General features: G+C 63.3%; 26 protein-coding genes and 1 tRNA gene. 11 read left to right on the top strand and 16 right to left on the bottom strand.

Features of this window, described 5'->3' with window-relative positions; genetic code table 11:
- Positions 1-16 precede the first annotated feature (16 nt).
- Entirely contained in the window at positions 17-1,441 is a 1,425-nt protein-coding gene (locus GQA94_RS02225; protein WP_158186535.1) for an aspartate ammonia-lyase, read from the bottom strand.
- 189 nt (positions 1,442-1,630) lie between these two features.
- Here GQA94_RS02225 and GQA94_RS02220 point away from each other — a divergent pair, with 189 nt between their 5' ends.
- From GQA94_RS02220 to GQA94_RS02195, 6 genes are all read left to right on the top strand, one after another.
- Positions 1,631-2,557 (top strand): LysR substrate-binding domain-containing protein, encoded by a 927-nt coding sequence (locus GQA94_RS02220; protein ID WP_158186534.1) that lies wholly within the window; start codon positions 1,631-1,633, stop codon positions 2,555-2,557.
- A gap of 210 nt (positions 2,558-2,767) precedes the next feature.
- The gene (gene purE / locus GQA94_RS02215; protein ID WP_158186533.1) at positions 2,768-3,259 is read left to right on the top strand and encodes a 5-(carboxyamino)imidazole ribonucleotide mutase; all 492 of its coding nucleotides are present in this window, start codon (positions 2,768-2,770) and stop codon (positions 3,257-3,259) included.
- Positions 3,260-4,345, top strand: a complete 1,086-nt coding sequence (locus GQA94_RS02210) for a 5-(carboxyamino)imidazole ribonucleotide synthase (RefSeq protein WP_158186532.1) — start codon at positions 3,260-3,262, stop codon at positions 4,343-4,345.
- A 103-nt stretch (positions 4,346-4,448) separates the two neighbouring features.
- Positions 4,449-4,700: a GlsB/YeaQ/YmgE family stress response membrane protein gene (locus GQA94_RS02205; protein ID WP_138406381.1), complete on the top strand. Its 252-nt coding sequence runs from the start codon at positions 4,449-4,451 to the stop codon at positions 4,698-4,700.
- Between the two features lie 50 nt (positions 4,701-4,750).
- Positions 4,751-5,281, top strand: a complete 531-nt coding sequence (locus GQA94_RS02200; RefSeq protein ID WP_158186531.1) for a DUF3299 domain-containing protein — start codon at positions 4,751-4,753, stop codon at positions 5,279-5,281.
- Entirely contained in the window at positions 5,265-5,969 is a 705-nt protein-coding gene (locus tag GQA94_RS02195; RefSeq protein WP_158186530.1) for a uracil-DNA glycosylase family protein, read from the top strand. Before GQA94_RS02200 ends, GQA94_RS02195 begins: the two co-directional genes overlap by 17 nt.
- A gap of 5 nt (positions 5,970-5,974) precedes the next feature.
- Here the strand turns inward: GQA94_RS02195 and GQA94_RS02190 are convergent, their stop codons facing one another.
- From GQA94_RS02190 to panM, 14 genes are all read right to left on the bottom strand, one after another.
- Positions 5,975-7,054 carry an FAD-dependent oxidoreductase gene (locus GQA94_RS02190; RefSeq protein ID WP_158186529.1) on the bottom strand — a complete coding sequence of 360 codons (1,080 nt, stop codon included), beginning with the start codon at positions 7,052-7,054 and terminating at the stop codon, positions 5,975-5,977.
- Positions 7,055-7,273: 219 nt separating this feature from the next.
- The gene (locus tag GQA94_RS02185) at positions 7,274-8,173 is read right to left on the bottom strand and encodes a D-hexose-6-phosphate mutarotase (protein ID WP_158186528.1); all 900 of its coding nucleotides are present in this window, start codon (positions 8,171-8,173) and stop codon (positions 7,274-7,276) included.
- A gap of 172 nt (positions 8,174-8,345) precedes the next feature.
- Positions 8,346-9,035 carry an ABC transporter permease gene (locus GQA94_RS02180; RefSeq protein WP_158186527.1) on the bottom strand — a complete coding sequence of 230 codons (690 nt, stop codon included), beginning with the start codon at positions 9,033-9,035 and terminating at the stop codon, positions 8,346-8,348.
- On the bottom strand, positions 9,032-9,727 hold the full coding sequence (locus GQA94_RS02175; protein ID WP_158186526.1) for an ABC transporter permease: 696 nt from the start codon (positions 9,725-9,727) through the stop codon (positions 9,032-9,034). Before GQA94_RS02175 ends, GQA94_RS02180 begins: the two co-directional genes overlap by 4 nt.
- Before the next feature lie 62 nt (positions 9,728-9,789).
- Complete coding sequence (locus GQA94_RS02170) at positions 9,790-10,545, bottom strand: ABC transporter substrate-binding protein (RefSeq protein ID WP_158186525.1); 756 nt, start codon at positions 10,543-10,545, stop codon at positions 9,790-9,792.
- A 14-nt stretch (positions 10,546-10,559) separates the two neighbouring features.
- A complete protein-coding gene (locus GQA94_RS02165; RefSeq protein WP_158186524.1) occupies positions 10,560-11,333 on the bottom strand; it encodes an ABC transporter ATP-binding protein in 774 nt (257 codons plus the stop codon).
- A gap of 280 nt (positions 11,334-11,613) precedes the next feature.
- Positions 11,614-13,671 (bottom strand): BCCT family transporter, encoded by a 2,058-nt coding sequence (locus tag GQA94_RS02160; RefSeq protein WP_158186523.1) that lies wholly within the window; start codon positions 13,669-13,671, stop codon positions 11,614-11,616.
- Positions 13,672-13,879: 208 nt separating this feature from the next.
- Positions 13,880-14,659 carry a substrate-binding periplasmic protein gene (locus tag GQA94_RS02155; RefSeq protein WP_158186522.1) on the bottom strand — a complete coding sequence of 260 codons (780 nt, stop codon included), beginning with the start codon at positions 14,657-14,659 and terminating at the stop codon, positions 13,880-13,882.
- A gap of 142 nt (positions 14,660-14,801) precedes the next feature.
- Positions 14,802-14,882 carry a hypothetical protein gene (locus tag GQA94_RS23345; RefSeq protein WP_233270241.1) on the bottom strand — a complete coding sequence of 27 codons (81 nt, stop codon included), beginning with the start codon at positions 14,880-14,882 and terminating at the stop codon, positions 14,802-14,804.
- A gap of 319 nt (positions 14,883-15,201) precedes the next feature.
- Positions 15,202-15,277, bottom strand: a tRNA-Phe gene (locus GQA94_RS02150).
- A gap of 174 nt (positions 15,278-15,451) precedes the next feature.
- Positions 15,452-15,724, bottom strand: coding sequence for an oxidative damage protection protein (locus GQA94_RS02145; protein WP_158186521.1), 273 nt, complete (start codon positions 15,722-15,724; stop codon positions 15,452-15,454).
- A complete protein-coding gene (mutY, locus tag GQA94_RS02140; RefSeq protein ID WP_158186520.1) occupies positions 15,721-16,788 on the bottom strand; it encodes an A/G-specific adenine glycosylase in 1,068 nt (355 codons plus the stop codon). Before mutY ends, GQA94_RS02145 begins: the two co-directional genes overlap by 4 nt.
- An 11-nt stretch (positions 16,789-16,799) precedes the next feature.
- A complete protein-coding gene (locus GQA94_RS02135; RefSeq protein ID WP_158186519.1) occupies positions 16,800-19,025 on the bottom strand; it encodes an AsmA family protein in 2,226 nt (741 codons plus the stop codon).
- 141 nt (positions 19,026-19,166) lie between these two features.
- A complete protein-coding gene (gene panM, locus GQA94_RS02130; protein ID WP_158186518.1) occupies positions 19,167-19,565 on the bottom strand; it encodes an aspartate 1-decarboxylase autocleavage activator PanM in 399 nt (132 codons plus the stop codon).
- Between the two features lie 275 nt (positions 19,566-19,840).
- On the opposite strand from panM, the gene hisB reads away from it, so the two are divergent.
- The 5 genes from hisB to hisF all read left to right on the top strand — a co-directional run bounded on the left by hisB (position 19,841) and on the right by hisF (position 23,008).
- Positions 19,841-20,434 (top strand): imidazoleglycerol-phosphate dehydratase HisB, encoded by a 594-nt coding sequence (gene hisB / locus GQA94_RS02125; protein ID WP_158186517.1) that lies wholly within the window; start codon positions 19,841-19,843, stop codon positions 20,432-20,434.
- The gene (gene hisH / locus GQA94_RS02120) at positions 20,434-21,072 is read left to right on the top strand and encodes an imidazole glycerol phosphate synthase subunit HisH (protein WP_158186516.1); all 639 of its coding nucleotides are present in this window, start codon (positions 20,434-20,436) and stop codon (positions 21,070-21,072) included. The genes hisB and hisH overlap by 1 nt, the downstream gene beginning before the upstream one ends.
- A complete protein-coding gene (locus tag GQA94_RS02115; RefSeq protein WP_158186515.1) occupies positions 21,072-21,332 on the top strand; it encodes a DUF2164 domain-containing protein in 261 nt (86 codons plus the stop codon). The genes hisH and GQA94_RS02115 overlap by 1 nt, the downstream gene beginning before the upstream one ends.
- 35 nt (positions 21,333-21,367) lie before the next feature.
- On the top strand, positions 21,368-22,111 hold the full coding sequence (gene hisA / locus GQA94_RS02110; RefSeq protein ID WP_158186514.1) for a 1-(5-phosphoribosyl)-5-[(5-phosphoribosylamino)methylideneamino]imidazole-4-carboxamide isomerase: 744 nt from the start codon (positions 21,368-21,370) through the stop codon (positions 22,109-22,111).
- Between the two features lie 126 nt (positions 22,112-22,237).
- On the top strand, positions 22,238-23,008 hold the full coding sequence (gene hisF, locus GQA94_RS02105; protein ID WP_158186513.1) for an imidazole glycerol phosphate synthase subunit HisF: 771 nt from the start codon (positions 22,238-22,240) through the stop codon (positions 23,006-23,008).
- Positions 23,009-23,150: 142 nt separating this feature from the next.
- Here hisF and GQA94_RS02100 read toward each other — a convergent pair whose 3' ends face one another.
- Positions 23,151-23,963, bottom strand: a complete 813-nt coding sequence (locus GQA94_RS02100) for a divergent polysaccharide deacetylase family protein (protein WP_423835360.1) — start codon at positions 23,961-23,963, stop codon at positions 23,151-23,153.
- Positions 23,964-23,965: the final 2 nt, after the last annotated feature.

Here is a 23,965-nt window from a genome sequence, read left to right as displayed (position 1 = left end):
CCTGCAAGCCCCCGGATCAGGCCTTCAGCGGCACCAGGCGCGGCGCTATCATGTTTTCCGGACGCAGGATGTCATCAAGGGTGGCGTCGTCGAGCAACCGTTCCTCGCGCACCAGTTCAAGCACGCCGCGCCCGCTGAGCAGCGCCTGGCCGGCGATGCGGGTGGCGTTCTCGTAACCTATATAGGGGTTCAGCGCGGTGATCAGGCCGATGGAGTTTTCCATCAGGCGGCGGCAGTGGTCCTCGTTGGCGGTGATGCCGACAATGCAGTGTTCGCGCAGCATGTCCATGGCCCGCTGCAACAGACGGATCGAATCGAACAGCTTGAAGGCGATCAGCGGTTCCATGACGTTGAGCTGCAACTGTCCGGCTTCGGCGGCCATGGTCAGTGCCAGGTCGTTGCCGATCACCTCGAAGGCAACCTGATTGACCGCTTCGGGAATCACCGGATTGACCTTGCCCGGCATGATCGAGCTGCCCGGCTGGCGAGGCGGCAGATTGATCTCGTTGATGCCAGTGCGAGGGCCGCTGGAGAGCAGCCGGAGGTCGTTGCAGATCTTCGACAGTTTCACTGCCAGACGCTTGAGCATGCTCGAGAAGGTCACGAACGCGCCCATGTCGGAGGTGGCTTCGATCAGGTCCGCGGCGGGCTTGAGCGGGTGGCCGCTGATGGTGGCCAGGCGTTGCACGGCCAATGCCTGATAATTCGGGTCGGCGTTGATGCCGGTTCCGATGGCTGTGCCGCCCAGGTTCACTTCGACCAGTAGCTGCGGTGCGATCAGGCGCAAGTGCTCAAGGTCCTCCCCTAGGGTGGTGGCAAAGGCGCGGAACTCCTGGCCGAGCGTCATTGGCACGGCATCCTGCAACTGGGTGCGGCCCATTTTCAGAATGTGCGCGAATTCGACAGACTTGCCGGCGAAGGCCTGCACCAGGCTGTCGAGGCTGGCGAGCAGGGTGTCATGGCCCAGCAGCAGCCCGAGGCGGATGGCGGTTGGGTAGGCGTCGTTGGTCGACTGCGCCATGTTCACATCGTTGTTCGGGTGCAAGTGGCGATAGTCGCCCTTGGCGTGGCCCATGTATTCCAGCGCCAGGTTGGCGATCACTTCATTGGCGTTCATGTTGGTGGAGGTGCCGGCGCCACCCTGGATCATGTCGACGACGAACTGATCGTGGTAGTCGCCGCGAATCAGATGCGCGCAGGCCTGGCTGATGGCGGTGTGCTTGGTCTCGCTGAGGTGCCCCAGCGCTCGGTTCGCGTCGGCCGCCGCCTGCTTGACCATGGCCAGCGCCACCACCAGTTTCGGGTAGTGGGCCAACGGGACGCCGGACAGCCGGAAGTTGTTCACGGCCCGTAGCGTCTGGATACCGTAGTAGGCGTCAGCGGGCACTTCGAGCGCACCGAGCAGGTCTTTTTCGAGGCGGTAGGATGCAGCGCAGGACATGAGAGTTCTCATCCGAGAGAAAGGCGGCATTTGCCGCGAAGGCCGCTACCATAGGGGCTGACAGGCATTTTGGGCCAATGCCGTAATTCGCTGGGTCATGCATGATCGGCATGACGGCGGTGTGACGTTGCGTCATCGGGAAGCGTTATTGCAGCGCGCCATCGCGAACCAGGCTTGCAAGGAGCCGGCATGAACATCGAGACAAAATGGCTTGAAGACCTCGTCGCCCTGGCGGCCACACGAAGTTTTTCCCAGGCTGCAGAGCGCCGCTTCGTCACTCAGCCGGCTTTCAGTCGGCGCATTCGCAGCCTTGAGAACACGCTGGGCCTCACCCTGGTCAACCGCTCGCGCACCCCGGTTGAGCTGACCGAAGCGGGGCAATTGTTCCTGGTCACGGCGCGTAACATGGTCGAGCAGCTTGGCGAGGTCGTGCAGTATCTGCACAACCTCGAGGGCCAGCGCGGCGAGGTGCTGCAGATCGCCGCTGCGCACTCGCTGGCGCTCGGGTTCTTTCCGGGATGGCTGGCCCGATTGCGTCTCGATGGCGTGCCGGTCAACAGTCGGCTGGTGGCGACCAACGTGGGTGAAGCGGTGCATTCATTGCGCGAAGGGGGCTGCGACCTGATCCTCGCCTACTACGACCCTGACGCTGCGTTGCAGATGGACCCCGAGCTGTTTCCGTCGCTGGCCCTGGGCCGCACCGAAATCGTGCCGGTCTGCGCTGTTGACGATGCAGGCAGGCCGCTGTTCGATCCGGACAGTGGCCAGACCGTGCCGCTATTGGCATACAGCGCTGGCGCATCGCTGGGCCGCTCGGTCAATCTGCTGCTGCGCCAGCGTGGCCTGCGGTCGTCCACAGTGTACGAAACGGCCATGGCGGACAGCCTTAAAAGCATGGCCATGCAGCGATTGGGCCTTGCCTGGGTGCCGCGCTTGAGCGTGACGGCAGAACTGGAGCGAGGGGAACTGGTCATCTGCGGTAGCGAGCATTGGCGGGTGCCGCTGGAGATTCGCCTGTACCGCTGCGCGCTGTTGCGCAAGGCACCCGTGCGCTTGCTCTGGCGCAAGCTCGAAAGTGGGGCGGGGCAGGCCCCAGACCTGCCGGCGCAAGGCTGAACGCCTGGCTGGCGAACCAGCGCACCCCGCAGTTCCTGCAACGCCGAAGCCTGTCGCGGACGTCGCCAGACGGTGCCGCTGGCGAGGGGCTTGCGCTATACTGCGCGGCCTTCGGTCGGACCGGTTCCGGCCACGTACCTGCACGGCCGCGCTGTCCTCAGCGCGGCCGTTGTTCCTGATGCGCCGCAGGCGCCGAAGAGAGGCACAACGATGACAGCACTGGTAGGCGTGATCATGGGCTCCAAGTCCGATTGGTCCACCTTGAGCCACACCGCGGACATGCTGGAAAAGCTCGGCATTGCGCATGAAGTCACCGTGGTGTCCGCGCACCGCACTCCCGATCTGCTGTTTCAGTATGCCGAACAGGCCGAACAGCGCGGGCTGCGTGTGATCATCGCTGGCGCGGGCGGTGCGGCCCATCTGCCGGGCATGTGCGCGGCCAAGACCCATCTGCCAGTCCTTGGCGTGCCGGTGCAATCTTCGATGCTGTCCGGCGTGGATTCCTTGCTGTCGATCGTGCAGATGCCGGCTGGCGTGCCGGTCGCCACGCTGGCCATCGGCAAGGCGGGTGCCGTCAATGCCGCGTTGCTGGCGGCCAGCATCGTCGGTCATGAATTTCCGGAATACCACGCTGCGCTGAAGCGTTTCCGCGATGAGCAGACTCGAACCGTGCTCGACAATCCGGACCCAAGGAATGCATAAATGAAAATCGGCGTGATCGGTGGCGGCCAGCTGGGCCGCATGCTTGCCCTGGCGGGCACCCCGCTTGGCATGAACTTCGCGTTCCTCGACCCGGCGCCAGATGCGTGTGCCGCGGCGCTGGGCGAGCATTTGCGCGCCGACTACGGCGATCAGGATCACCTGCGTCAACTCGCTGATGAAGTGGACCTGGTGACCTTCGAATTCGAGAGCGTGCCGGCAGAAACCGTCGCGTTCCTTTCGCAGTTCGTGCCGGTCTACCCAAGCGCCGATGCGCTGCGCATCGCTCGCGATCGCTGGTTCGAAAAGTCCATGTTCAAGGAACTCGGCATTCCGACGCCGATGTTCGCCGACATCCAGTCCCAGGTCGATCTCGACGCGGCGGCAGCCAGCATCGGGCTGCCCGCAGTGCTCAAGACACGCACACTGGGCTACGACGGCAAGGGCCAGAAGGTGCTGCGCAGGCCCGCCGATGTCACCCATGCGTTCGCCGAGCTGGGCAGCGTGCCCTGCATCCTCGAAGGCTTCGTGCCGTTTTCGGGGGAGGTGTCGTTGATCGCGGTGCGCGGTCGCGACGCTCAGACCTGTTTCTATCCGTTGGTCCACAACACGCACGAGGAGGGCATCCTGCGGTTGTCAGTCGCCAGCAGCAACCATCCGCTGCAAGCGCTCGCTGAGGATTACGCCGGACGTGTGCTGGCGAAGCTGGACTATGTCGGCGTGCTGGCGTTCGAGTTCTTCGAGGTCGACGGTGGGCTCAAGGCCAACGAAATCGCGCCGCGGGTACACAACTCCGGTCATTGGACCATCGAAGGCGCCGAGTGCAGCCAGTTCGAGAACCATTTGCGCGCGGTGACCGGCTTGCCGCTGGGCTCGACCGCGAAACTGGGTGAGAGCGCCATGCTCAACTTCATCGGCGAGGTGCCGCCGGTTGCCAAGGTCATCGCCGTCGAGGATTGCCATCTGCATCACTACGGCAAGGCGTTCAAGACCGGTCGCAAGGTCGGCCATGCCACTTTGCGCTGCCCGGATCGCGCCACGCTGGATCGGCAGATCACCGCCGTGGAGTCGCTCATCGATCGCGATTGAACGTCGAGGCCGTCTAGCTTGGCGTATCGATTGGCGAACTGGCTGGCTCCGCACAGGTCCGACAATACGTAACGCTTGTTTTCGGACCTGGAGGAGATTGCCAATGGGCATCATCGGAACCATCATCATCGGCCTGATCGTAGGCCTCATCGCACGCTTCCTGAAACCCGGCAACGACAGCATGGGTTGGATCATGACCATATTGCTGGGTATCGGTGGCTCGCTGCTGGCCACCTACGGCGGCCAAGCGCTCGGGCTTTATCAGGCCGGAGAGGGCGCAGGCTTTATCGGCGCCGTGGTCGGTGCGATCATTCTGCTGGTGATTTACGGCATGGTCACCAGTCGTAAGCACTGATCCGCACGGGGCCGTAGTCCTGCGGCCCCGCTCATCACCCTTCGGTTGCCATGCGCCAGATAACCCTTGCCCTGCTGTTCTGTTGGATGTCCTTTGTCCATGCCGCTCCGGCAGAACTCGACTGGCTCGAGCTGATGCCCGCCGAAGATCGCCGGGCGCTCGAAGAGATGCCCGAGATCGGGCATGACTCTCCGGAAGCCGGTGGATTCAGCGATCAGGGCGGGCTCAAGCAGAGCGCTGGCCTGCCCGATGTGATGTATTCAGCCAAGACCGTACCGTCGTTGAACGGCCAGCACATCCGCCTGGGTGGTTATCCGGTCCCGCTGGAGACTGACAGCCGGGGTCGCAGCACCGAGTTCTTCCTGGTGCCCTATCCTGGCGCCTGTATCCATGTGCCGCCCCCTCCACCGAACCAGATCGTGATGGTCCGCTATCCGAGCGGCATTACCCTGGACGATATCTATGCGCCGCTCTGGGTAGACGGCACGCTGCGGATCGAACCGGTCAGCAACGATCTGGCGGATGCGGCGTACGTGATGTCAGCGACCGAAGTGACCCTGGTCGATGAGAGCGACCTCTAGTCCCGGACGGGGCCACAATCCGCTCGACAAGGCAGAGCGCGAGGCGTTTCGCGCGCTCGCAGCCGGAACCGAAGGCATCGATGTGACGGTGTATGAGGCGTTCGACAAGGATCCGCTGGAGCCGATCCTGGGGCTCGGGCATGCGGATGCGCCGATCGCCTTCTTCGGTCGCGATCCGGGCCGGGAGGAAGTTCGTCATGGCGAGCCATTCATCGGCGGCGGCGGGCAACTGGTGCGGCGGGGGCTCTATCAGCATCTGCACGGTACGGACATGCCGGATTTCGAGGCCGGGCGCGCTGTTGGCAAGGCGTTCTTCTGGATCAACACGGTGCCTTACAAGCCAGTGGGTAATCGCGCCTGGTCGATGGCGGTCAAGCGCCGGTTCCATCGGCACATGCGGCGTCTGCTGATCGACCACTGGCACGGACGCTCCATCGTCACGCTCGGTCGCGAGGCCTTTCTGTGGTTCGGCATCGAGCAGGCGCGCGAGGTGCGTCAGCGACTCGAGGCATTCTGGGCGCGCGAAGACCGTTTCACGGCGTATGTCGACGTCGAACTTGCCACGGAACAGGGTGCCGCGAGGACGTTCCGCCTGTATCCGCTGCCGCATCCTTCACCGCGCAACCGTATCTGGTTCGAGCGTTTTCCCGTCTTGCTGGAAACGCGGCTGCAGCAACTGCTCGACTGAGCGCATCAGTCTTCGGTGCCATGATGACGCATGAAGCTGCGATCGATGTACGCCTTCCAGCGACCCAGCAGCCGGCCACCGGCCGCGACACTCGCCCAGCTCAGCAGTGCGCCGCGGTGTCCGTCGGCCAGCAGGGCGAGGCTGTGCGCGGGCGGGTGATAGTGGCGCAGGGGCTGGCCAATGGCCGCGCGGCCAAGGTTGGTGGCGAGTACGGTCGACTGGCGCACCGCCTGGACGCCGTTGCGTGCGGCGCCGGGAAGGCTGGCACAATCGCCGCTGGCAAACACGTGTGGATGCGAGCGGCTCTGCAGCGCCGGAGATACTTCGATGAAGCCGCGTGCGTCCAGCCGCAGGCCCGATTCGCGAAGCCATTCCAGGGGGTTGGGCCCGGTCGCGACGACCAGACGGCGACCGCGCCAGCGGATCTGCCCGTCGCCGATCAGGGTGTTGCCGTGCACCGCCTGGATCGAGACCTGTTCATGGACCTGTACCTTGGCGCGCTGCAAATGTCGCAGCGCGAGGCGACGCAACCGGGGTGGATGGCCTGCCAGCAGTTCGCCTTCAGAGAACAAGTGGATGGTCGGCATCCGACCGGCCATGGCCAGAGCCAGCTCGACGCCTGCCGCGCCGCCGCCGAGAACAGCCACTGGCTCGGGGGTTTCCAGCCATTGCTGCCAGCGCCGAATGAAGTCAGCGAAGGGTTTCACCGAGAGCAATTCCATTCCATCGCCCGACTGTTCCGGCAGCCAGGGCAGCGACCCCAAGTTGAGCGATAGCCAGGTGCTGCGCAATGTCTCTCCGGTCGCCAGGAGCAGTTCCGGCGTCTCGGGAAGCAGCGCCACCATGGTGCCCTGGATGAACTCGACATCGGCCGCCGCACAGAGCTTGGGTAGCGCGATGCGGCACTGGCGGGTCTGGTAATGCTCGGCGATCAGGCCCGGCATCATGCCCGAGTACCAGGCGTTCGGTTCGGCCGAGACCAGGCCGATCCGCCCCATCGGCCGCTCGCGACTGGCCCAGTGGCGCAGCACGCCGAGGTGGCTATGACCCGCGCCGGCCAGCAACAGGTCGTAGTCAGTGCTCATGGCGCATCAGGGCATGGCTGATGCGAATGCGGTGCGGGTTGGGTAGGGTCCGTCTGTAGCAGCGTGGCATCCATGACAGTGGTCCTCCAGGGCATTGCAACTGGCCGGCAGGCTGCATCGGTCTACCGCCCGACAACGGCCCAGGCGGCACAGGGATGCTCGTTGCAGTATAGATTCAATGCGCCAGGGCGCCTGAATCCTGACGAGCAGTCGGACGGGCTAGGGTTGCAGCGCCTCGACGCCGATCGAGACGCTCAGGGTGTGGCTGTCGCCCGGTTCCAGTTGGACGCGGTCATCCAGTACGTTAGCGGTTTCGATGCAGAGCATTCGCTGCCAGGCATCGTCGGCGAACTGCGACAGGCGCTGCGCCTTGGCGATCCAGGGATTCCACAGCACGGCCGAGCGAGAACCACGGGTTTCGAGGGTGATGCGGCGTGCAAGCCCCGGATCACGCAGGCACAGGGTCGGCGGCACGTCCAGGTAAATGCGGTCGGTTTCGCCCTGGAAGCTGAGGTCGCCCTGCTGCCGGCGTTGCTGCCAGGCCTCGAGGGTCTCGATATAGGGAAGGCCATCCAATCCTTCGACCGCGACCTGCCGGATATCGCTGATCGCGAAGTAGCTGTGCAGTGCCTGGGACAGCGTGACGGGAGCGGTGCCCTGGTTGCGGCTGGTGAGCGCCAGATGCAGGCGTTGATCGAGTCGAACCCGCAGGCGCAGTTCGACGGCGTGCGGCCAACCGGGCAGGCCATCGCCAGCGTTGCACACGAACTCCAGGGTGGCGCTATCGGCATCGCTGCGCGCATCTTCGACCCGCCAATCGATATGACGCACCAGCCCGTGCGCCGGCGCGGGCTGGTTGCCTTGATAAGCGTCTTGTATCGGTTGCGGGTTGCGCGACAGATCGCCGAACCAGGGCCAGCACACCGGGACGCCCCCGCGTACCGGCTGACCGCGCTCGAAGGCCGCTTGCTCGCTGAGCCAGATAACGGGCGTTTCATCGTCCTGACGATAGCTCAGTACCTGTGCGCCTTGTTCGGCAACGATCACTTCGGCGCTGCCGTGGCGGATGCGCCAGCAGGCGAGCAGGTCCTTTTCGATGCGCTGGATATCGACGGGCATGGTTGTCTCGTAGGTAATGGGCCGGTGTTCTCTGACCCTGGCGGCGTCCAGTTATTCCCCAGACGCGCGTGCAAGGTGTTGGCTGCAGCCGATGGCTGGCAGGCTACGAATGGCCCGGCCTGGCCTGGCCGCGGCGCGACAGCGCCACGAATCCGGTCGCCCACCTCGCGGCTCAGCGCCCCTGGCAGGCGTCCACCCGCAACCAGCGCTCCAGCAGCTTGAAGCCCTGCATCAGTACGAAGGCGATGAGCAGGTAGATCAGGCCGGCGGTGAGGAACATTTCTTCGTGCATGTAGGTGCGCGCCGCAATCTTGCGCGCCATGCCTGTCAACTCGAGCAGGGTGATGGTGCTGGCCAGCGCGCTGGCCTTGAGCATCAGAATCACTTCGTTGCTGTAGGCCGGCAGGCCGATACGCGTGGCGCGCGGCAGGATGATGTGCCACAACGCCTGGCTGCGAGACATACCCAACGCGCGGGCGGCTTCGATCTCACCCGGCGGGACGTTCTGGATCGCGCCCCGCAGGATCTCGGCAATATAGGCGGCGGTGTGCAGGGTCATGGTGATGATCGCGCACCAGTAGGGATCGCGCAGATACGGCCACAAGGCGCTTTGGCGAACGGCTTCGAACTGCGCCATGCCGTAATAGACGAGGAACAGCTGCACCAGCAAGGGCGTGCCGCGGAAGAAGAAGATGTATCCGTAGGGCAGCGCGCGCACCGCGAGCAGGCGCGATGACCGGGCTATGCCCAACGGCAGCGCAAGTATCAACCCGGCCACGACCGAGACGCCGACCAGCTGCAGGGTCAGCCAGGCACCTTCGATGAAGCTCGGCAGCCACTTGATGAACAGTTCCCAGCTCATGCGGCGCTCCTGACAAAGCCGCGTCCGGCGCGTTTTTCGAGGAAATACATACCGGTCATGGCGATGACTGTCAGACCCAGGTAGATAAAGGCGGCGACGACGAAGAAGGTGAACGGCTCCTTGCTCGCCGTCACGGCGATTTGCGAGCTGCGCATGATTTCTTCCAGGCCAATGACCGAGACCAGCGCCGTGTCCTTCATCAGGATCATGAACAGATTGCCCAGGCCGGGCAGGGCCAGGCGCCACATCTGCGGCAGGATAAGCCGCAGAAAGATCCGCCGCTTGCCCAGGCCGAGCGCCAGGCCAGCCTCCCGGTGGCCTTTCGGGATGGCCAGCAGTGCGCCACGGAAGACCTCGGTGGCGTAAGCGCCGAAACAAAGGCCCAGGGCGATGGTGCCGGCGACGAAGGGGCTAAGCGCCAGATTCTCGATGCCGAATATCTCGCCGATGCCGCGCACCAGGCCGATGGTGCCGAAATATATCAGCAGCACCCAGAGCAGTTCGGGCACGCCGCGAACGATGGTCGAGTAAGTGCCGCCTACCCAGCGCAGGGCGACGTAGGGCGATGTCTTGGCCAGTGCGCCGAGCAGCCCGAGCACCAGGCCGAGGGCCAGGGATGCAAGGGCCAGTTGGACGGTCATCCAGGTGCCGGCGATCAGCGCCGGACCGAATCCATGAAGGTCGGGAATCATAGGGGCTCAAACACCGAAGCCCGACCTGCCAGTGCTGGCGGTCGGGCTTCGGTTCAGACGGATCAGTAAATATTGAAAGGGAAGTACTTGGCGTTGATCTTCTCGTAGGTGCCGTCAGCGATGATCGCTGCCAGTGCCTCGTTCAGCTTCTCGCGCAACTCGTCATTGCCCTTGCGCACGGCAATGGCGATCTTGTCGTCGTCGAATACCGGTTCGCCTTTGAACTCGAAGTCTTTGCCGGCATCGCTCTTGAGCCATTCCCACTGCACGAAGGAATCGGCCAGGATGCCGTCGACGCGGCCGGAGGCCAGGTCGAGATAAGCGTTTTCCTGGGTGTCGTAGAGCTTGATGTCGACCACGCCGTCCATGTTGTCTTCCAGCCATGTACCGGCGATGGTCGCACGTTGAGCACCGATCACCTTGCCTTGCAGGTAACCCTCGTCGGTCTTGAAGTCGACGGACTTGGGCGCAACGAACTGCAGTTTGTTGGTGTAGTAGTGGTCGGTGAAATCGACGGCGTTCTTACGCTCCTCGGTGACCGACATGGAGGCGGCCAGGAAGTCGAACTTGCCGGCGTACAGTGCCGGGATGATGCCGTCCCAGTCCGACGTGACCACTTCGCATTCCACTTCCATCTTGGCGCACAGCGCGTGGGCGATGTCCAGGTCGAAGCCGACCACCTGGCCGCTCGCGTCGATCAGGTTGAAGGGTGGGTAGGCGCCTTCGGTGCCGATGCGCAGCTTGTCGGCTGCGAAGGCGTTGGCCCCCAGCATCAGGGTGGCGGCGGCGGTCAGCAGAATTTTCTTATAGCTTTTCATGCGGTGTTGCTCCATTAGCGATGGCTGGACATGAATTGTTTACAGCGTGCCGATTGGGGGTTGTCGAACACCTGCTCGGGCGTTCCCTGCTCTTCAACCAGGCCCTGATGAAGAAAAACCACTTCACTGGAGACCTGTTTCGCGAAGTTCATTTCATGGGTGACGAGCAGCATGGTCCGACCTTCATCGGCCAGTGACCGGATCACTGCTAGCACTTCTTGTACCATTTCCGGGTCCAGCGCCGAGGTCGGTTCATCGAACAGGATCACCTTCGGCTGCATCGCCAGGGTGCGCGCGATGGCAGCGCGCTGCTGCTGGCCACCGGACAGCTGGTTGGGATAGACATGGCGCTTGTCGGCAATGCCCACCTTGGCCAGCAGGGCTTCGGCGCTTTCGGTGGCTTCGGCCTTGCTCAGGCCGAGCACGCGGCGCGGTGCCTCGATGATGTTGTCCAGCACACTCATGTGCGGCCAGAGGTTGAAGTTCTGGAACACGAAGCCAAGCTTGCTGCGCATCAGGTTGATCTGCTTGGCGTCCGCCGCCACCAGATCGCCGTCTTTGGCGCGCTTGAGGCGCAGCGACTCACCGGCGACAAGAATCTCGCCTTCGTTTGGATTTTCCAGCAGGTTGATGCAGCGCAGGAAAGTCGATTTTCCGGAGCCGGACGAGCCGAGGATGGAAATTACATCGCCGTCGCGCGCGGTCAGCGAGATGCCTTTGAGTACTTCCAGATCGCCGTAGCGCTTGTGCAGGTTGCGGATTTCCAGTGCTGGGATGGCCTCAGCCATTGAGCTTCCTCTTGTCGGACCAGGGCGTGGCGTGGTCCTTCTCTGTGTAAATTGCGCTCCGGCCGACTGCTCGCCGTCCTGGCGAGGCGCAAACCTAGCATGGGCCGGGGCATGCGCCAAGCACGGCGCCACGCCAAGCTTAATGACTGGTTGGTCACCGGCGGCTGGTCTTGATCGTTCGTTCTCTATGTATAGATGAATTTATACGTCATCACCGCAAAGCCTCAACGCGATGCGGCGCGTGGAAGGCTTTCGACGAGCCTTCCATCGGCCTCCGGGTCTACGATTGATCGGTCTTGGGCAGGTCTGTCTCGCTGGCCAGCATTTCGTCGTGCTCTTCCATTTTCCACGGCAGGCTGCCCGGAGAAATGTGCAGGAAGTGCAGGTACTTCTCGAATTGGTCGAGGATGTCGCTGATGATGTCCTGCTGGTCGTAGCCGTAGATGTCGTAATGCTGGCCCCCGCGCCGCAGGAAGACTTCCGCGCGGTAATACTGCTCGTCGGTATCCGGCCCCTCGGAAAGCGCGAAGGCAGGCATGGCGTAGCCGACCATGCGGATCTCGTAGATGAAGTCCACCTGATCTTCCTTGAGCACCTCCAGATAGACCCGCGAGTGGGCTTCGTCGATCTGTACCTCGGCGTTCCACTCCTGGCCGCTGAGTTCACGCTGCACGCGGCGCATGGCCTTGAGCACAGTGGTGTTGATGAAGCCCTCGACGTGTTCGCGGTCCGGGAAGCTGACCATGCCGGCCAGGCGCTTCTTCCACAGCCCAGGCCCCGCATTGCTGGCCAGGCGGCTGCTCTGCATATGGTTTTGCAGGCTGGTTTCGTGGTGGCCTTCGATCACCAGCGCGCGCCACATGCCCAGAGCCGATATCAGCATGATGACGGCGAACGGCAACGCGCTGGCGATGGTCATGGTCTGCAACGCACTGAGGCCACCGGCGAGCAACAGCGCAGCCGCCACAAGCCCTTCGGTGCTGGCCCAGAAGACCCGCTGCCAGACGGGTGTATGTATGGCGCCGCCGGCGGCCAGGGAGTCGATGACCAGCGAGCCGGAGTCCGACGATGTGACGAAGAAGGTGACAATCAGCAGGACGGCCAGGAACGAGGTGATGGCCGTCATCGGCAGCAGTTCGAACAGCTTGAACAGCGCGATGGCGTTATCGGCCTGCACGTCGGCGATCAGCGAGGTGTAGCCCTCGACCATGATCAGGTGCAGCGCGGTATCGCCGAACACCGAGAACCAGAGGAAGGTAAACATCGTCGGGACGAACATCACGCCAAAGACGAATTGCCGGATCGTCCGGCCGCGGCTGATCTTGGCGATGAACAGGCCGACAAAAGGCGACCAGGCGATGGTCCAGCCGAAGATGAACAGTGTCCAGTTGCCGATCCAGTCGCTGCGCGAATAGGCCTGCAGGTTGAAGGTGCGCTCGATGATGTTGTTCAGGTAGCTGCCGGTGTTCTGTAGAAAGGTTTCGAGGATGAAGATGGTCGGGCCAGCCACAAACACGAAAAGCATCAGGGCGATGGCGAGCACCATGTTCAGTAGCGAGAGGTTCTTGACGCCCTTGTCGAGCCCCGCCACCACCGAGCAGATCGCCATGGCGGTGATGATCGCGATGGCAATGATCTGTACGCCGATGCTGACCGGAATGTCCGGCCACAGGTAGTTGAGCCCGGCATTGATCTGGGTAACGGACAGGCCCAGCGTAGTTGCGATGCCGAACAGCGTGCCGAGGATCGCGAAGACGTCCACCACATGGCCGATCGGCCCGTGAATGCGTTCGCCGATAAGCGGATAGAGCGCCGATCGCATCGACAACGGCAAACCGTGACGGAACGAGAAGTAGGCCAGCACCAGGCCGGTCAGGCCATAGATGGCCCAGATGTGGAAACCCCAGTGAAAGAATGCGATCTGCATCGCCTGCTTGGCCGAGTCGACGGTTTCCGCGGCACCGGCTGGCGGCGACGCGTAGTGCAGTACCGGTTCGGCCACGCCGAAGAACAACAGGGCGATGCCGTAACCGGCGGAAAACAGCATGGCGAACCAGGCGGGAAAGCTGTATTGCGGCTCCGCATGGTCAGGCCCCAGTTTGATGTTCCCCCAGGGAGTCATCGCGATGCCGACGATGAACACCAGGAAGAAGGCCACCGACAGCATGTAGAACCAGCCGAAATTGGTGGTGATGAAGGCCAGCGCGGAGCTGAACACTTTGCCGGCCAGATCCGGGTTACTGATCGTACCGACCACCAGCAACAGCATGACCACCACTGCGGGTATGAATACGGGGAACAGGATGATGGCTCTGGGCAGCTTCTTTTCTGCTTCCATATGTCGTTTTTTCCTCTACTTGGCGACCTTGACGGAAAACGCGCTTCGCTCCGGAGGTGAATTGTCGGTGGAGGGTCAAACGGTCCTTCGCCAGGAAAATACTAGCTATGTATAACTGACAGGAAAATTCACATATTGTCGCTGCCCTGTCTGCAATAGGACCCCGGTGCCCGTTCGGCCGGATACCGGCGTTGCGGTGAGAAGGGTTTCAATAGGCCGGTTCGAGCTGGTGGCGGCGCAGGATGGCCGGCACCGTACCATCGGCTATCGCCGCGCCGAGCGCGTCCTCGAATGCCTCGAACTGGGTCTCGCTCACCGTCTTGCGCGACAGCCCGATGCCGTAGCTGATCGGCCCCATGCCCCCCGCTTCGCGCAGGCCTTCGAGATGCTCGTCTTCGATCAGGTGCCAGGCCACATCCTGGTTGAGCACCGCCAGGCCTTCGCTGCCGAAGCGTCCGGATTGCAACATGCGCAACAGCCGTCGGTTGTCGGGGGTCAGGTGCAACTGCACGTCCGGCACCGCCTTGAGCCGTTCGGACAGTATGTAAGAGGTTCCGGAGGGGCCGTACACCCCGACCAGCCGGCCTGCCAGGTCGCTCGGTCGATTGAAGACGAAGGCGCTGTCGTCACGGGCAAAGACGCTGTAGCGAGACGTTACCAACATTCGGCTGATGTGAAACAGCTCGTCACGCTGGGGCGAGCGCACCAGGGTGAAGATGCCGTCTACCTGGCCCTGCTCGGCGAGCCGCAGAGCCCGTCGCCAGGGATAAAGGGTGATCGTGCAGTCGCGCTGCAAGCGTGCGCAGACCGCCTGCAGGACTTCCACCAGCGGGCCGCCCGCACTGATGCCGCGGTCCGTGCGGGCCGGGCCGTCGGCCGGGTAGGTAAAGGGCGGAAAATCCTCGGTGACGAATCGCCATTGCGCCGCGCTGGCCTGGGCGGCGGTCAACAGGGTCCAGATCACCAGAATTGAGAGAACCGTTTGCACGCCTGGCTCCTTGCGTTGTGTTCGGCTTTCCTTAGCGGCTCGATGCAGCCCGGCGAGGCTTAACCCCGTCACGCTGGGGTTCAGCCTAGTCGACAATCAAGTGAAAGCGGCCAAAACGGCTCAAGACTTAACGAGTCGTCTTTCAGGGGGCGAGGAACAAACGCAGGCAGGTGGGTTTCCAGCTCAGGGTCAGCGACAGGCTGAAGGCCGCCGCGCTGGCCAGCAGCAGCCAGAGAATCGCGCCGAATCCGTGGCCCTGAACGATGAGCAGAAGCGATCAGCCCGGTGCTGGCGGTCACGCTCGACGCCTCTACCAACTGCGTGCGGATTCGCCGTTGACGTTCATGCCTGGCGCGCCTGGAACCGGTCCAGAACAGAGCCACCGTCCTAACCGTCGCTGCCAGCAGGATGAGGTGCGAAGCGAACCGATGATGCGCTGTCGCGGGCGCCGACCGGCAACAGCGGCGATTGCCCGATGGGCCGAACGAACAGCAGAAAGCAAAAAGGCCCACCACAGGGGTGAGCCTTTTCGTTCGGATCAGTGGTGCCCAGGGACGGAATCGAACCGCCGACACGGGGATTTTCAATCCCCTGCTCTACCGACTGAGCTACCTGGGCAACGGGGCGCTATTAGACGGATTTGGCTTTTGCCTGTCAAGCGCGGCTGAGAAAAAATTTAGCCAGGACGGGCGTTTAGCGCTGCGAGGTGACGATGGGGGATGCTTGTGGCTGTGGCCCCCACAGCCGGCAGAGCGAGCAAGGCGCGGGGCCGCTCGCTCCGGATGCGGCCGATTACGCGCTCGGCGGTACGTAGCCTTCGGCTTGTGCGTAGTCTTCGCCAGAGAAGAATTTGTCCATCTCGGCCTGGAGAAACTTGCGGTCCTCGGCGTTCATCATGTTCAGCCGGCGTTCATTGATCAGCATGGTCTGATGCTTTTGCCAGTCGTCCCAGGCCTTCCGGGAAACATTGTTGTAGATATCCTCGCCTTTCGGGCCCGGGTAGGGCGGGCGATCGAGGCCGGGCAGTTCTTCTTTGTACTTGCGGCAGTTCACGGTGCGGGTCATGACATCTCTCCTGCGTTCAATTCGGCGGCGGCGCGCTTGAGCAGCGTCTTCACCGGGGCGGCGAGCCCCAGTCGCGGCGGGGCGGCGAGGTTATACCAGAGCCAGTCTGGCTCGGCCACGGCGTTGGTCTCGCCCTTGACTGTGATCAGCCAGGGCTCGATGGCCAGCTGGAAATGGCTGAATGTATGGGTCAGGCCCGGCAGCGCGCGGCGCTGCTGCAGTTGCAACGAATGACGTGCCGCCAGGGGGTCGAGGTCGGTCAGGTTGTCCAGTTCCGGCAGGCTCCAGAGTCCGCCCCACAGCCCGGTGGGCGGGCGACGGTAGAGCAGGATTGCGCCCTCAGGGTTTGCCAGCAGGGGCATCAAAGTGCGCTTGTGGGGCAGCGTCTTGCGCGGCTTGGGCACCGGGTACTGCGTTTCGCGACCGAGCAGGTGCGCACGGCAGCCGGCCTTCAAGGGACAGAGCAGGCAACTGGGTTTGCTGCGCGTGCAGAGTGTCGCGCCCAGGTCCATCATTGCCTGGGTGTAATGGTTGACTCGGGTTTGCGGCGTCAGGCGTTCGGCCACGTCCCAGAGTTGCCGGGCGACTTTCGGCTCGCCGGGATAGCCATCCTGCGCGACGTAGCGGGCCAGGACCCGCTTGACGTTACCGTCGAGTATCGGTGCGCGCAGCCCCATGCTCAGGCTGGCGATCGCGCCTGCCGTGGAACGCCCGATGCCGGGCAGTGCGGCAAGTTGGTCGACGCACTGTGGGAATTGGCCGCCATGCTCGGCCACGATCAGCTTCGCGGTCTTGTGCAGGTTGCGGGCTCGGCTGTAGTAGCCGAGCCCGGTCCACAGGTGCAGCACTTCATCCTCATCCGCGCTGGCCAGGGCCTGCACCGTGGGCAGTGCGTCCATGAAACGATCGAAGTAGCCGAGCACGGTGCTGACCTGGGTCTGCTGCAACATGATCTCCGACACCCATACCCGGTATGGCGTGATTGCCTGTTGCCAAGGTAGATCCTTGCGCCCGTGGCGGTCGTACCAGGCGAGCACCGCGGCGCTGAATTGCTCAGGGCTCATAGGCTGCGGGTTCATCGGTTGAACAGGCCTTTCAGGGCGTCTTTCAATTCAGGGCTGACCTTGTCGCCGAGCTTTTCTTCGATCTTCTCGTTGAGCTTTTCGCCGGCAAGCCTGGCGGCGATCTTGCCGAGTCCGTCGTTATCGAAGCGGCAGGCCTTGGCACCCAGCTCCAGCGGACCGCGGCAGCGCAGAGGCCATTCGATGCCGACGTAACGTTCATTTACCGCGCAGGCCGGATCGGGCATGGTGCCCTTGTCGCCCTCGATGATGATGCCGACGCGGTAGTCCATGCCCAATACACGCAGGTCGACATCGCCGTTGCCGTTGACGGTCAGGCCGGGAATGCTGGCCTTGAGGTCGGGGTTGGTTGCGACACCGTTGCGCAGCGTGAGGTTGCCCTTCAGCTGGCGGAACGGCGTGTCCTTGCTGCGCGGTTCGCTGGTGAGGGGTTTGCGGTTGAGCGTTGCGATGGCGCGACAGAGCTGCTGCTCGAGGTTGGCGTCGACGAGGACGCCATTGTCGACGAGGAAACCGATCTTGCCGTTGAGATTGTCGATCCACGCCTTCTGGCTGTTGCCCTGGCTGCGAATGTCGCCGTCCAGATTGAGCAGGCCTTTGATCGTCACGTTCTCGTCCTGGCTTTGCAGCAGACGCTCTACGGGGATGCGGGCCAAGCGGGTCTGGGCGGTTATCAGCGGTACGTCCGGCCGCACGTCAAGGCTGGCGGTGGCTTCGATGCGACCGTTGTAGAGGTTGCTGCGCAGGTCTTCCAGGGTGAGCAAGCCGCCGGCGCTGCGCGCCTTCAGGGCGAAGTCGTCAAGCGGCAGTTTCATTGCGGTGAGGCTGGCGATGGTGAGGTTGATCCGCGTATCCAGGCCGCGCAGGGTGCCTATTGGAAGGACCGAGGCCTCGCTCCAGGCCTGCTGGGTCGGTTTGTCTGGCAGCGGTGTGGTGCCACTGCCGATCACCGCGGCTTCGGTCGCTGCGACTTCGCTCTTCCGCGCCGAACCGGCCGAATCCTGCTTGCCGGGCGGCGGCAGGTAACGGTCAAGATTCAGTTGGTCGCCCTTGAGGTCGACGCGCAGCGCCTGCTTGGCGAAATCGCTGATACCGATCTGGCCGGTAAAGGTGCTGCCGTCCAGTTTCAGGTCGAGCTCTTCGAAGGCCAGGCTGTTCGAGCTTGCATTCAGGCGCGTCACCAGCTCGGCTTTGCTCAGGGCGGCGTTGTCGGCCGTCGCGGGAATCTGTTGGCCGATGCTGTCGAGAAACTCGCGCAGGTTGAACTCGGCGATGGACAGGGTGCCGGTTATTTTCGGCTGCTCCTGCACGTCGCGCGCCTTCAGCTCGGCAAGGCCACGTAGCTGGTTGGCAGTGAACTTGAGGCTGGTCCACTCGGCGATATCGGCCGCGAAATCAGCCAGCAACTGTCCCTGGGCGGTGAAGGAGAGGGTCTTGCCCTGCAGCGGCTCGCCGGATGCCTCGCCGCTCAGGCGCAGGTCTTCGAACTGATAGCGTTGCAGCCTGGTATCGAAGCGCAGCGCACCTTGCAGCTCGGTGCGCGCGCGCATCACGGGCTGGTTGCTGCCGAAGAAGGCGTTGAGCTTGACCGGGATGGAGGTGGCTTCACGGATCGCACCCGTGGTCAGCTCGATGCCTTCGGCGCTGTATTGCTGGCCACTTTGTGCGTCGTGGTAGGAGACCCGCGCATCGCTGATGGTCAGGCTGTCGATGTCGAGCTGCAAGGGGCGCCTGGCGTCATCGTCCTGCGACCCATCGGCCGGGGTCTCGGTTGGCTCCTCGGCGGGGCTGGAGCCGGGCTGTGTTTCGCTGGCTGGGGGTTGGCCTACGCCTTCCCAGTTGCCCTTGCCGCTCTCGTCACGGGCGAGGGTCAGGTTCAGGCCGTTGAGCGCAATGTCGCTCATCTGTACTTCACGGCTCAACAGTGGAAGCACCCGAACCGATAGCCCGAGCATGCGCAGGTCGGCGAAGGGTTGTTCCGGTGTGCGTACGCTGGCCAATGTGGTGTCGTGCAGTTGTAGCCCGAGCCAGGGGAACAGGCTCCAGCCGATGTCACCGGCGATATTCAGCTCGAGTCCGGCCTTGTCACGGGCAAGCGCGCGAATCTCGTCCTTGTAATCGTTGGGGTCGAACAAGTGGGTAAGGGCGAAGCCCAATGCGACGATGAGCAGCAGCAACCCGAGGATTACCAGGCCCAGGATCTTGCCGAGCGCTTTCATGGACAGGTCCTTTGTGTTTGGCATTCAAAAGCAGCGAGTATAGCGCCGCACGCCATGGCTTTCGTCGCCGCTGGCGTTGGAGTGGCTGCACGCGCCTGGGTTCCTGGGTAGCCCGCAATGGGCGAATACGCTGTGGGCGCGCTAGATCGGGTCCAGCGGCAGGTGCATCCGTGCGGCCAGTGCCTGCGCCTCGAGTTGTTCGGCTGGCGCTGTCAGATGCAGGGCTTTCCCGGCCTCCGCAGCCTGGTTCCGGCTTTGCTCGATGAGCCTTTTTCCGACACCGCGGCCCCGCGTGATCTTGCGAACGCACAGGTGCGACAGCTGCCAATGCGCCGCGCCGCGCCGCAGAATGGCCGCGCCAAGCAGGCGATCGTTGAAACGACCGGCGATCAGGCTGCGGTCGGCCAGCGCGGCCTCGATCAGGGTTGCGGCATTCGCGTAGGGCGCCAGCAGCCAGACCGGGGCATCGGCAAAGATTTTCGCCAGATCGATGCGATCCTGCTGGCTGGGCTCGGTGACGGTTTCGACGAGTACGGGCATGCTGACCTGGCGCGCTCAGTAGTGATGCCGGCAAGCATAACCAAGCCGGCCTGCCAGCGCACGATGACCCTGCGTCGCGGCCCGATGAGCTGCATCCTCAGGCGGATCGCGAACACTGGCGCGGCGGTGCCCGACGAAGGCTGCGGCAAGTTGGGTTCACGCCCGCCCGAACTGACCTGCTCGCAGCGGATGCGCGCGCGGGGCGCGTAGCCCCGCACGCGGGTTTGCGCCTATAATGCCGCTCTTTTTTAGCCCCACGATCAGCGGAGCTGTCGATGTCCGAACGTACGGCATGCGTAGAGCGCAATACCCTGGAAACCCAGGTCAAGGCCACCATTAATCTCGATGGCAGCGGCAAGTCCCGTTTTGCGATCGGCGTGCCCTTTCTCGAACACATGCTCGACCAGATCGCCCGTCACGGGCTGATCGATCTGGATATCGAGTGCCAGGGCGATCTGCATATCGATGACCACCACACCGTGGAAGACGTCGGTATCACGCTCGGTCAGGCTTTTGCCAAGGCCGTCGGCGACAAGAAGGGCATGACCCGCTACGGGCATTCCTATGTGCCGCTGGATGAAGCACTGTCGCGCGTGGTGATCGATTTTTCCGGGCGTCCGGGGTTGCAGATGCACGTCCCTTATACCCGCGCCACGGTCGGCGGCTTCGATGTCGATCTGTTCCAGGAGTTTTTCCAGGGTTTCGTCAATCACGCGCTGGTTACGCTGCATATCGATAATCTGCGTGGGCACAACACCCATCACCAGATCGAAACGGTGTTCAAGGCCTTCGGTCGCGCGCTGCGCATGGCGGTGACCCTGGACGAGCGCATGGCTGGCCAGATGCCGTCGACCAAGGGTTGCCTGTAATGCAGACGGTCGCTGTCATCGATTACGGCATGGGCAACCTGCACTCGGTCGCCAAGGCGCTCGAGCATGTGGGGGCCGGCCGGGTGCTGGTCACCAGCGATGCCCATGTGATCCGCGAGGCGGATCGCGTGGTGTTCCCGGGCGTCGGCGCGATCCGTGACTGCATGGCTGAGATCCGACGGCTGGGGTTCGACGAGCTGGTCCGCGAAGTGAGCGTCGATCGTCCTTTCCTCGGCATCTGCGTCGGTATGCAGGCGCTGATGGAGCGCAGCGAGGAAAACAGTGGCGTCGATTGCATCGGCCTGTTTCCCGGCCAGGTGCGCTTCTTTGGCAAGGATCTCGAAGAAGCCGGCGAGCGGCTGAAAGTCCCGCATATGGGCTGGAACGAGGTAGAACAGGGGATTGCGCATCCGCTCTGGCACAACATCCCAGCCGATGGCCGTTTCTATTTCGTGCACAGCTATTACATCGAAGCGGGCAACCCAAGGCAGGTGGTCGGTCGCGGTCATTACGGCAAGGATTTCGCTGCTGCACTGGCCGACGGTTCGCGCTTCGCCGTGCAGTTCCATCCTGAAAAGAGCCACACCCACGGCCTGCAGCTGCTGCAGAATTTTGCCGCCTGGGACGGCCGTTGGTAATGAGCCGGGCAAAGCTCAAGGCGCCGGTCCTGACGCTGGATTCCGCTCAGGAGCAGGCGGCGCAGCAGATCATCAAGCGCTTTCTGGAAGACCGTTTCGAGCTGGAGATGGGCTCCTTCGAGGCGCAGGAAGTGCTCGATCTGTTTGCCCGCAAGATTGCTCCGCTCTACTACAACAAGGCGATTTTCGACGTGCAGGCACACCTTAAGGAAAGGTTTGAAAGCATCGAAAGCGACCTGTGGGCGCTCGAAAAGAGCTGACCCTTACCCAACACCGACTTGAACAGGTTTGAGCCATGCTGATTATTCCCGCGATCGATCTCAAGGACGGCGCTTGCGTACGTTTGCGCCAGGGCCTGATGGATGATGCGACGGTATTTTCCGATGACCCGGTAGCCATGGCCGCCAAGTGGGTCGAGGCCGGTTGCCGCCGTCTGCACCTGGTGGACCTCAACGGCGCATTCGAAGGCCAGCCGGTCAACGGCGAAGTGGTCACCGCGATCGCCCGGCGCTATCCGAACCTGCCGATCCAGATCGGCGGGGGTATCCGGTCGCTGGAAACCATCGAGCACTACGTCCGTGCAGGCGTCAGCTACGTGATCATCGGCACCAAGGCGGTCAAGCAGCCGGAGTTTGTCGGTGAAGCCTGCCGCGCATTTCCGGGCAAGGTCATCGTGGGTCTGGATGCCAAGGACGGGTTCGTCGCGACCGATGGCTGGGCCGAGGTCAGCAGCGTGCAGGCTGTGGATCTGGCGCGCCGCTTCGAAGCCGATGGGGTGTCGGCCATCGTCTACACCGACATCGCCAAGGACGGCATGATGCAGGGCTGTAACGTCGAGGCAACGGTGGCCCTGGCCAATGCCAGCCGTATCCCGGTGATCGCCTCGGGCGGTATCCATAATATCGGCGATATCCAGAAGCTGCTCGACACCAACACGCCCGGCATCATCGGCGCCATCACGGGCCGCGCCATTTACGAGGGCACCCTAGATGTGGCCGAAGCCCAGGCGCTCTGCGACTTGAAATTCAAGGACGAGTGATTTGCGAAGCCCGACGGATGGCAGGCCATCCTTCAGGGTTCCACACGGTGGATCGGCGAAGCGCGATCCACCGCAACACGCGCTGATCGGTTTGCTTGCAGCGGTCGCTGCTCCGGAGAAAAGCCCATGGCATTGGCCAAACGCATCATCCCCTGCCTCGACGTGGACAATGGCCGCGTGGTCAAGGGCGTCCAGTTCGAGAACATCCGCGACGCCGGCGACCCGGTGGAGATCGCGCGCCGCTACGATGAGCAGGGGGCCGACGAGATCACCTTCCTCGACATCACCGCCAGTGTCGACAACCGTGACACCACGTTGCATACCGTCGAGCGCATGGCCAGCCAGGTCTTCATTCCGCTGACCGTCGGCGGTGGCGTGCGTACCGTGCAGGACATCCGCAACCTGCTCAATGCCGGCGCCGACAAGGTCTCGATCAACACGGCCGCTGTCTTCACGCCGGAGTTCGTGGGCGAAGCCGCTGAGCGCTTTGGCTCGCAGTGCATCGTGGTTGCCATCGACGCGAAGAAGGTCTCCGGGCCGGGCGAGGCGCCACGCTGGGAAATCTTCACCCATGGCGGGCGCAAACCTACCGGGCTCGATGCCGTGCTCTGGGCGCAGAAGATGGAAGCGCTGGGCGCCGGTGAAATTCTCCTGACCAGCATGGACCAGGATGGCGTCAAGAGCGGCTATGACCTGGGTGTCACCCGTGCGATCAGTGAGGCGGTGCATATTCCGGTGATCGCATCCGGCGGCGTCGGCAATCTGCAACACCTGGCCGATGGCATCATCGAAGGCAAGGCTGACGCAGTACTGGCGGCCAGCATCTTCCACTTTGGCGAGTACACGGTGCCGGAAGCCAAAGCCTACATGGCAAGTTGCGGCATCGTGATGCGTTGAGCATGCCCCTGCCAGGGCGCTGAACCCACACGCCCAAGGCTGTGGCCGTCGATGGGTGGCTCCGCCTGATCTGCCATGGCCGCTGAGTGTGAGCGCAGCGACTGCTTGCACCGCACCGCTCATGCGCGGCGGTCACGGAGCTTCAGCGATAGATGCCATGCGCCCCATGGGCGGCCATCGCTCGGTTACCGCGGGTCGCGATCATCTGACCGATATCCACCCAGTCGATGCCGTGCGTCGGCAAGCGTGGCAGCTCCTGTTCCAGCAATGCCAGCGTGGCCGGGTGCGGATGCCCGATGATGACCACCGAACCCTGCTTGTGCGCCAGCCGTACTGCGGCGCGAAACTGCGCCGCAACGGCCTCGGGGCTGGGATCGTCATCGAGAAAGATATCGCGTGAAAGGCTGGCCAATCCGATTCGCTGCGCGGCGGCAGCGGCGATCGTGCCGGTGTTGGTACGGCTGTCGAGAAAGAAAAGATGCCGTTGTTGCAGCCCACGCATCAATGCGTCCATCGGCTGCGGGTGAATGGTCATCTGGCTGCCCATGTGATTATTCACGCCGTTGGCATGCGGCACCTTCGCCAGCGCATTGTCCAGCCGGCGTTCCAGCTCCGCCTGCGGTAGCTGCGGCTGCCAGGCGTAGGGGCCGCCAGCGGGGGCCATGGGGAGATGCAGCATCACGGTCTTGCCTGCCGCCCTGGCTCGCTCTGCGAGTGTCGTGGCGTGGCGGCTGTCGGGGAGAATTGCCAAGGCCACCGGGCCCGGCAAGGCCAGGACCCGACGATCCCTGACGGTATTCTGCCCAAGGTCGTCGATCACCAGCGCCAGTTTCGGCCTCTGCGAGACGGCTTCCAGGCGCTGTGCTTCGTCTGTTTCGCCGGCCGCGATAGCCGGCGTGGCGATCATCAGTAGCGGGGCCAGAATTTCCAGCAACAGGCGTACGACCCGTGGCATCC

The organism is Stutzerimonas stutzeri, assembly GCF_009789555.1.
GTDB lineage: Bacteria > Pseudomonadota > Gammaproteobacteria > Pseudomonadales > Pseudomonadaceae > Stutzerimonas > Stutzerimonas stutzeri_R.
The sequence above is the reverse complement of the archived record's forward strand: the minus strand, read 5'-3'. Positions and strand labels throughout refer to the sequence as shown.

What these genes read in the sequence shown, in the direction of transcription:
- GQA94_RS02145 (WP_158186521.1), bottom strand. Translation starts at nt 15,724, where the DNA reads ATGACCCGCACCGTGAACTGCCGCAAGTACAAAGAAGAACTGCCCGGC.
- GQA94_RS02205 (WP_138406381.1), top strand. Translation starts at nt 4,449, where the DNA reads ATGGGCATCATCGGAACCATCATCATCGGCCTGATCGTAGGCCTCATC.
- GQA94_RS02190 (WP_158186529.1), bottom strand. Translation starts at nt 7,054, where the DNA reads ATGAGCACTGACTACGACCTGTTGCTGGCCGGCGCGGGTCATAGCCAC.
- GQA94_RS02180 (WP_158186527.1), bottom strand. Translation starts at nt 9,035, where the DNA reads ATGAGCTGGGAACTGTTCATCAAGTGGCTGCCGAGCTTCATCGAAGGT.
- GQA94_RS02115 (WP_158186515.1), top strand. Translation starts at nt 21,072, where the DNA reads ATGAGCCGGGCAAAGCTCAAGGCGCCGGTCCTGACGCTGGATTCCGCT.
- hisF (WP_158186513.1), top strand. Translation starts at nt 22,238, where the DNA reads ATGGCATTGGCCAAACGCATCATCCCCTGCCTCGACGTGGACAATGGC.
- GQA94_RS02175 (WP_158186526.1), bottom strand. Translation starts at nt 9,727, where the DNA reads ATGATTCCCGACCTTCATGGATTCGGTCCGGCGCTGATCGCCGGCACC.
- GQA94_RS02210 (WP_158186532.1), top strand. Translation starts at nt 3,260, where the DNA reads ATGAAAATCGGCGTGATCGGTGGCGGCCAGCTGGGCCGCATGCTTGCC.
- GQA94_RS02165 (WP_158186524.1), bottom strand. Translation starts at nt 11,333, where the DNA reads ATGGCTGAGGCCATCCCAGCACTGGAAATCCGCAACCTGCACAAGCGC.
- hisB (WP_158186517.1), top strand. Translation starts at nt 19,841, where the DNA reads ATGTCCGAACGTACGGCATGCGTAGAGCGCAATACCCTGGAAACCCAG.
- mutY (WP_158186520.1), bottom strand. Translation starts at nt 16,788, where the DNA reads ATGAGCCCTGAGCAATTCAGCGCCGCGGTGCTCGCCTGGTACGACCGC.
- panM (WP_158186518.1), bottom strand. Translation starts at nt 19,565, where the DNA reads ATGCCCGTACTCGTCGAAACCGTCACCGAGCCCAGCCAGCAGGATCGC.
- GQA94_RS02185 (WP_158186528.1), bottom strand. Translation starts at nt 8,173, where the DNA reads ATGCCCGTCGATATCCAGCGCATCGAAAAGGACCTGCTCGCCTGCTGG.
- GQA94_RS02135 (WP_158186519.1), bottom strand. Translation starts at nt 19,025, where the DNA reads ATGAAAGCGCTCGGCAAGATCCTGGGCCTGGTAATCCTCGGGTTGCTG.
- GQA94_RS02170 (WP_158186525.1), bottom strand. Translation starts at nt 10,545, where the DNA reads ATGAAAAGCTATAAGAAAATTCTGCTGACCGCCGCCGCCACCCTGATG.
- GQA94_RS02200 (WP_158186531.1), top strand. Translation starts at nt 4,751, where the DNA reads ATGCGCCAGATAACCCTTGCCCTGCTGTTCTGTTGGATGTCCTTTGTC.
- GQA94_RS02160 (WP_158186523.1), bottom strand. Translation starts at nt 13,671, where the DNA reads ATGGAAGCAGAAAAGAAGCTGCCCAGAGCCATCATCCTGTTCCCCGTA.
- GQA94_RS02225 (WP_158186535.1), bottom strand. Translation starts at nt 1,441, where the DNA reads ATGTCCTGCGCTGCATCCTACCGCCTCGAAAAAGACCTGCTCGGTGCG.
- GQA94_RS02220 (WP_158186534.1), top strand. Translation starts at nt 1,631, where the DNA reads ATGAACATCGAGACAAAATGGCTTGAAGACCTCGTCGCCCTGGCGGCC.
- hisA (WP_158186514.1), top strand. Translation starts at nt 21,368, where the DNA reads ATGCTGATTATTCCCGCGATCGATCTCAAGGACGGCGCTTGCGTACGT.
- GQA94_RS02100 (WP_423835360.1), bottom strand. Translation starts at nt 23,963, where the DNA reads ATGCCACGGGTCGTACGCCTGTTGCTGGAAATTCTGGCCCCGCTACTG.
- GQA94_RS02195 (WP_158186530.1), top strand. Translation starts at nt 5,265, where the DNA reads ATGAGAGCGACCTCTAGTCCCGGACGGGGCCACAATCCGCTCGACAAG.
- purE (WP_158186533.1), top strand. Translation starts at nt 2,768, where the DNA reads ATGACAGCACTGGTAGGCGTGATCATGGGCTCCAAGTCCGATTGGTCC.
- hisH (WP_158186516.1), top strand. Translation starts at nt 20,434, where the DNA reads ATGCAGACGGTCGCTGTCATCGATTACGGCATGGGCAACCTGCACTCG.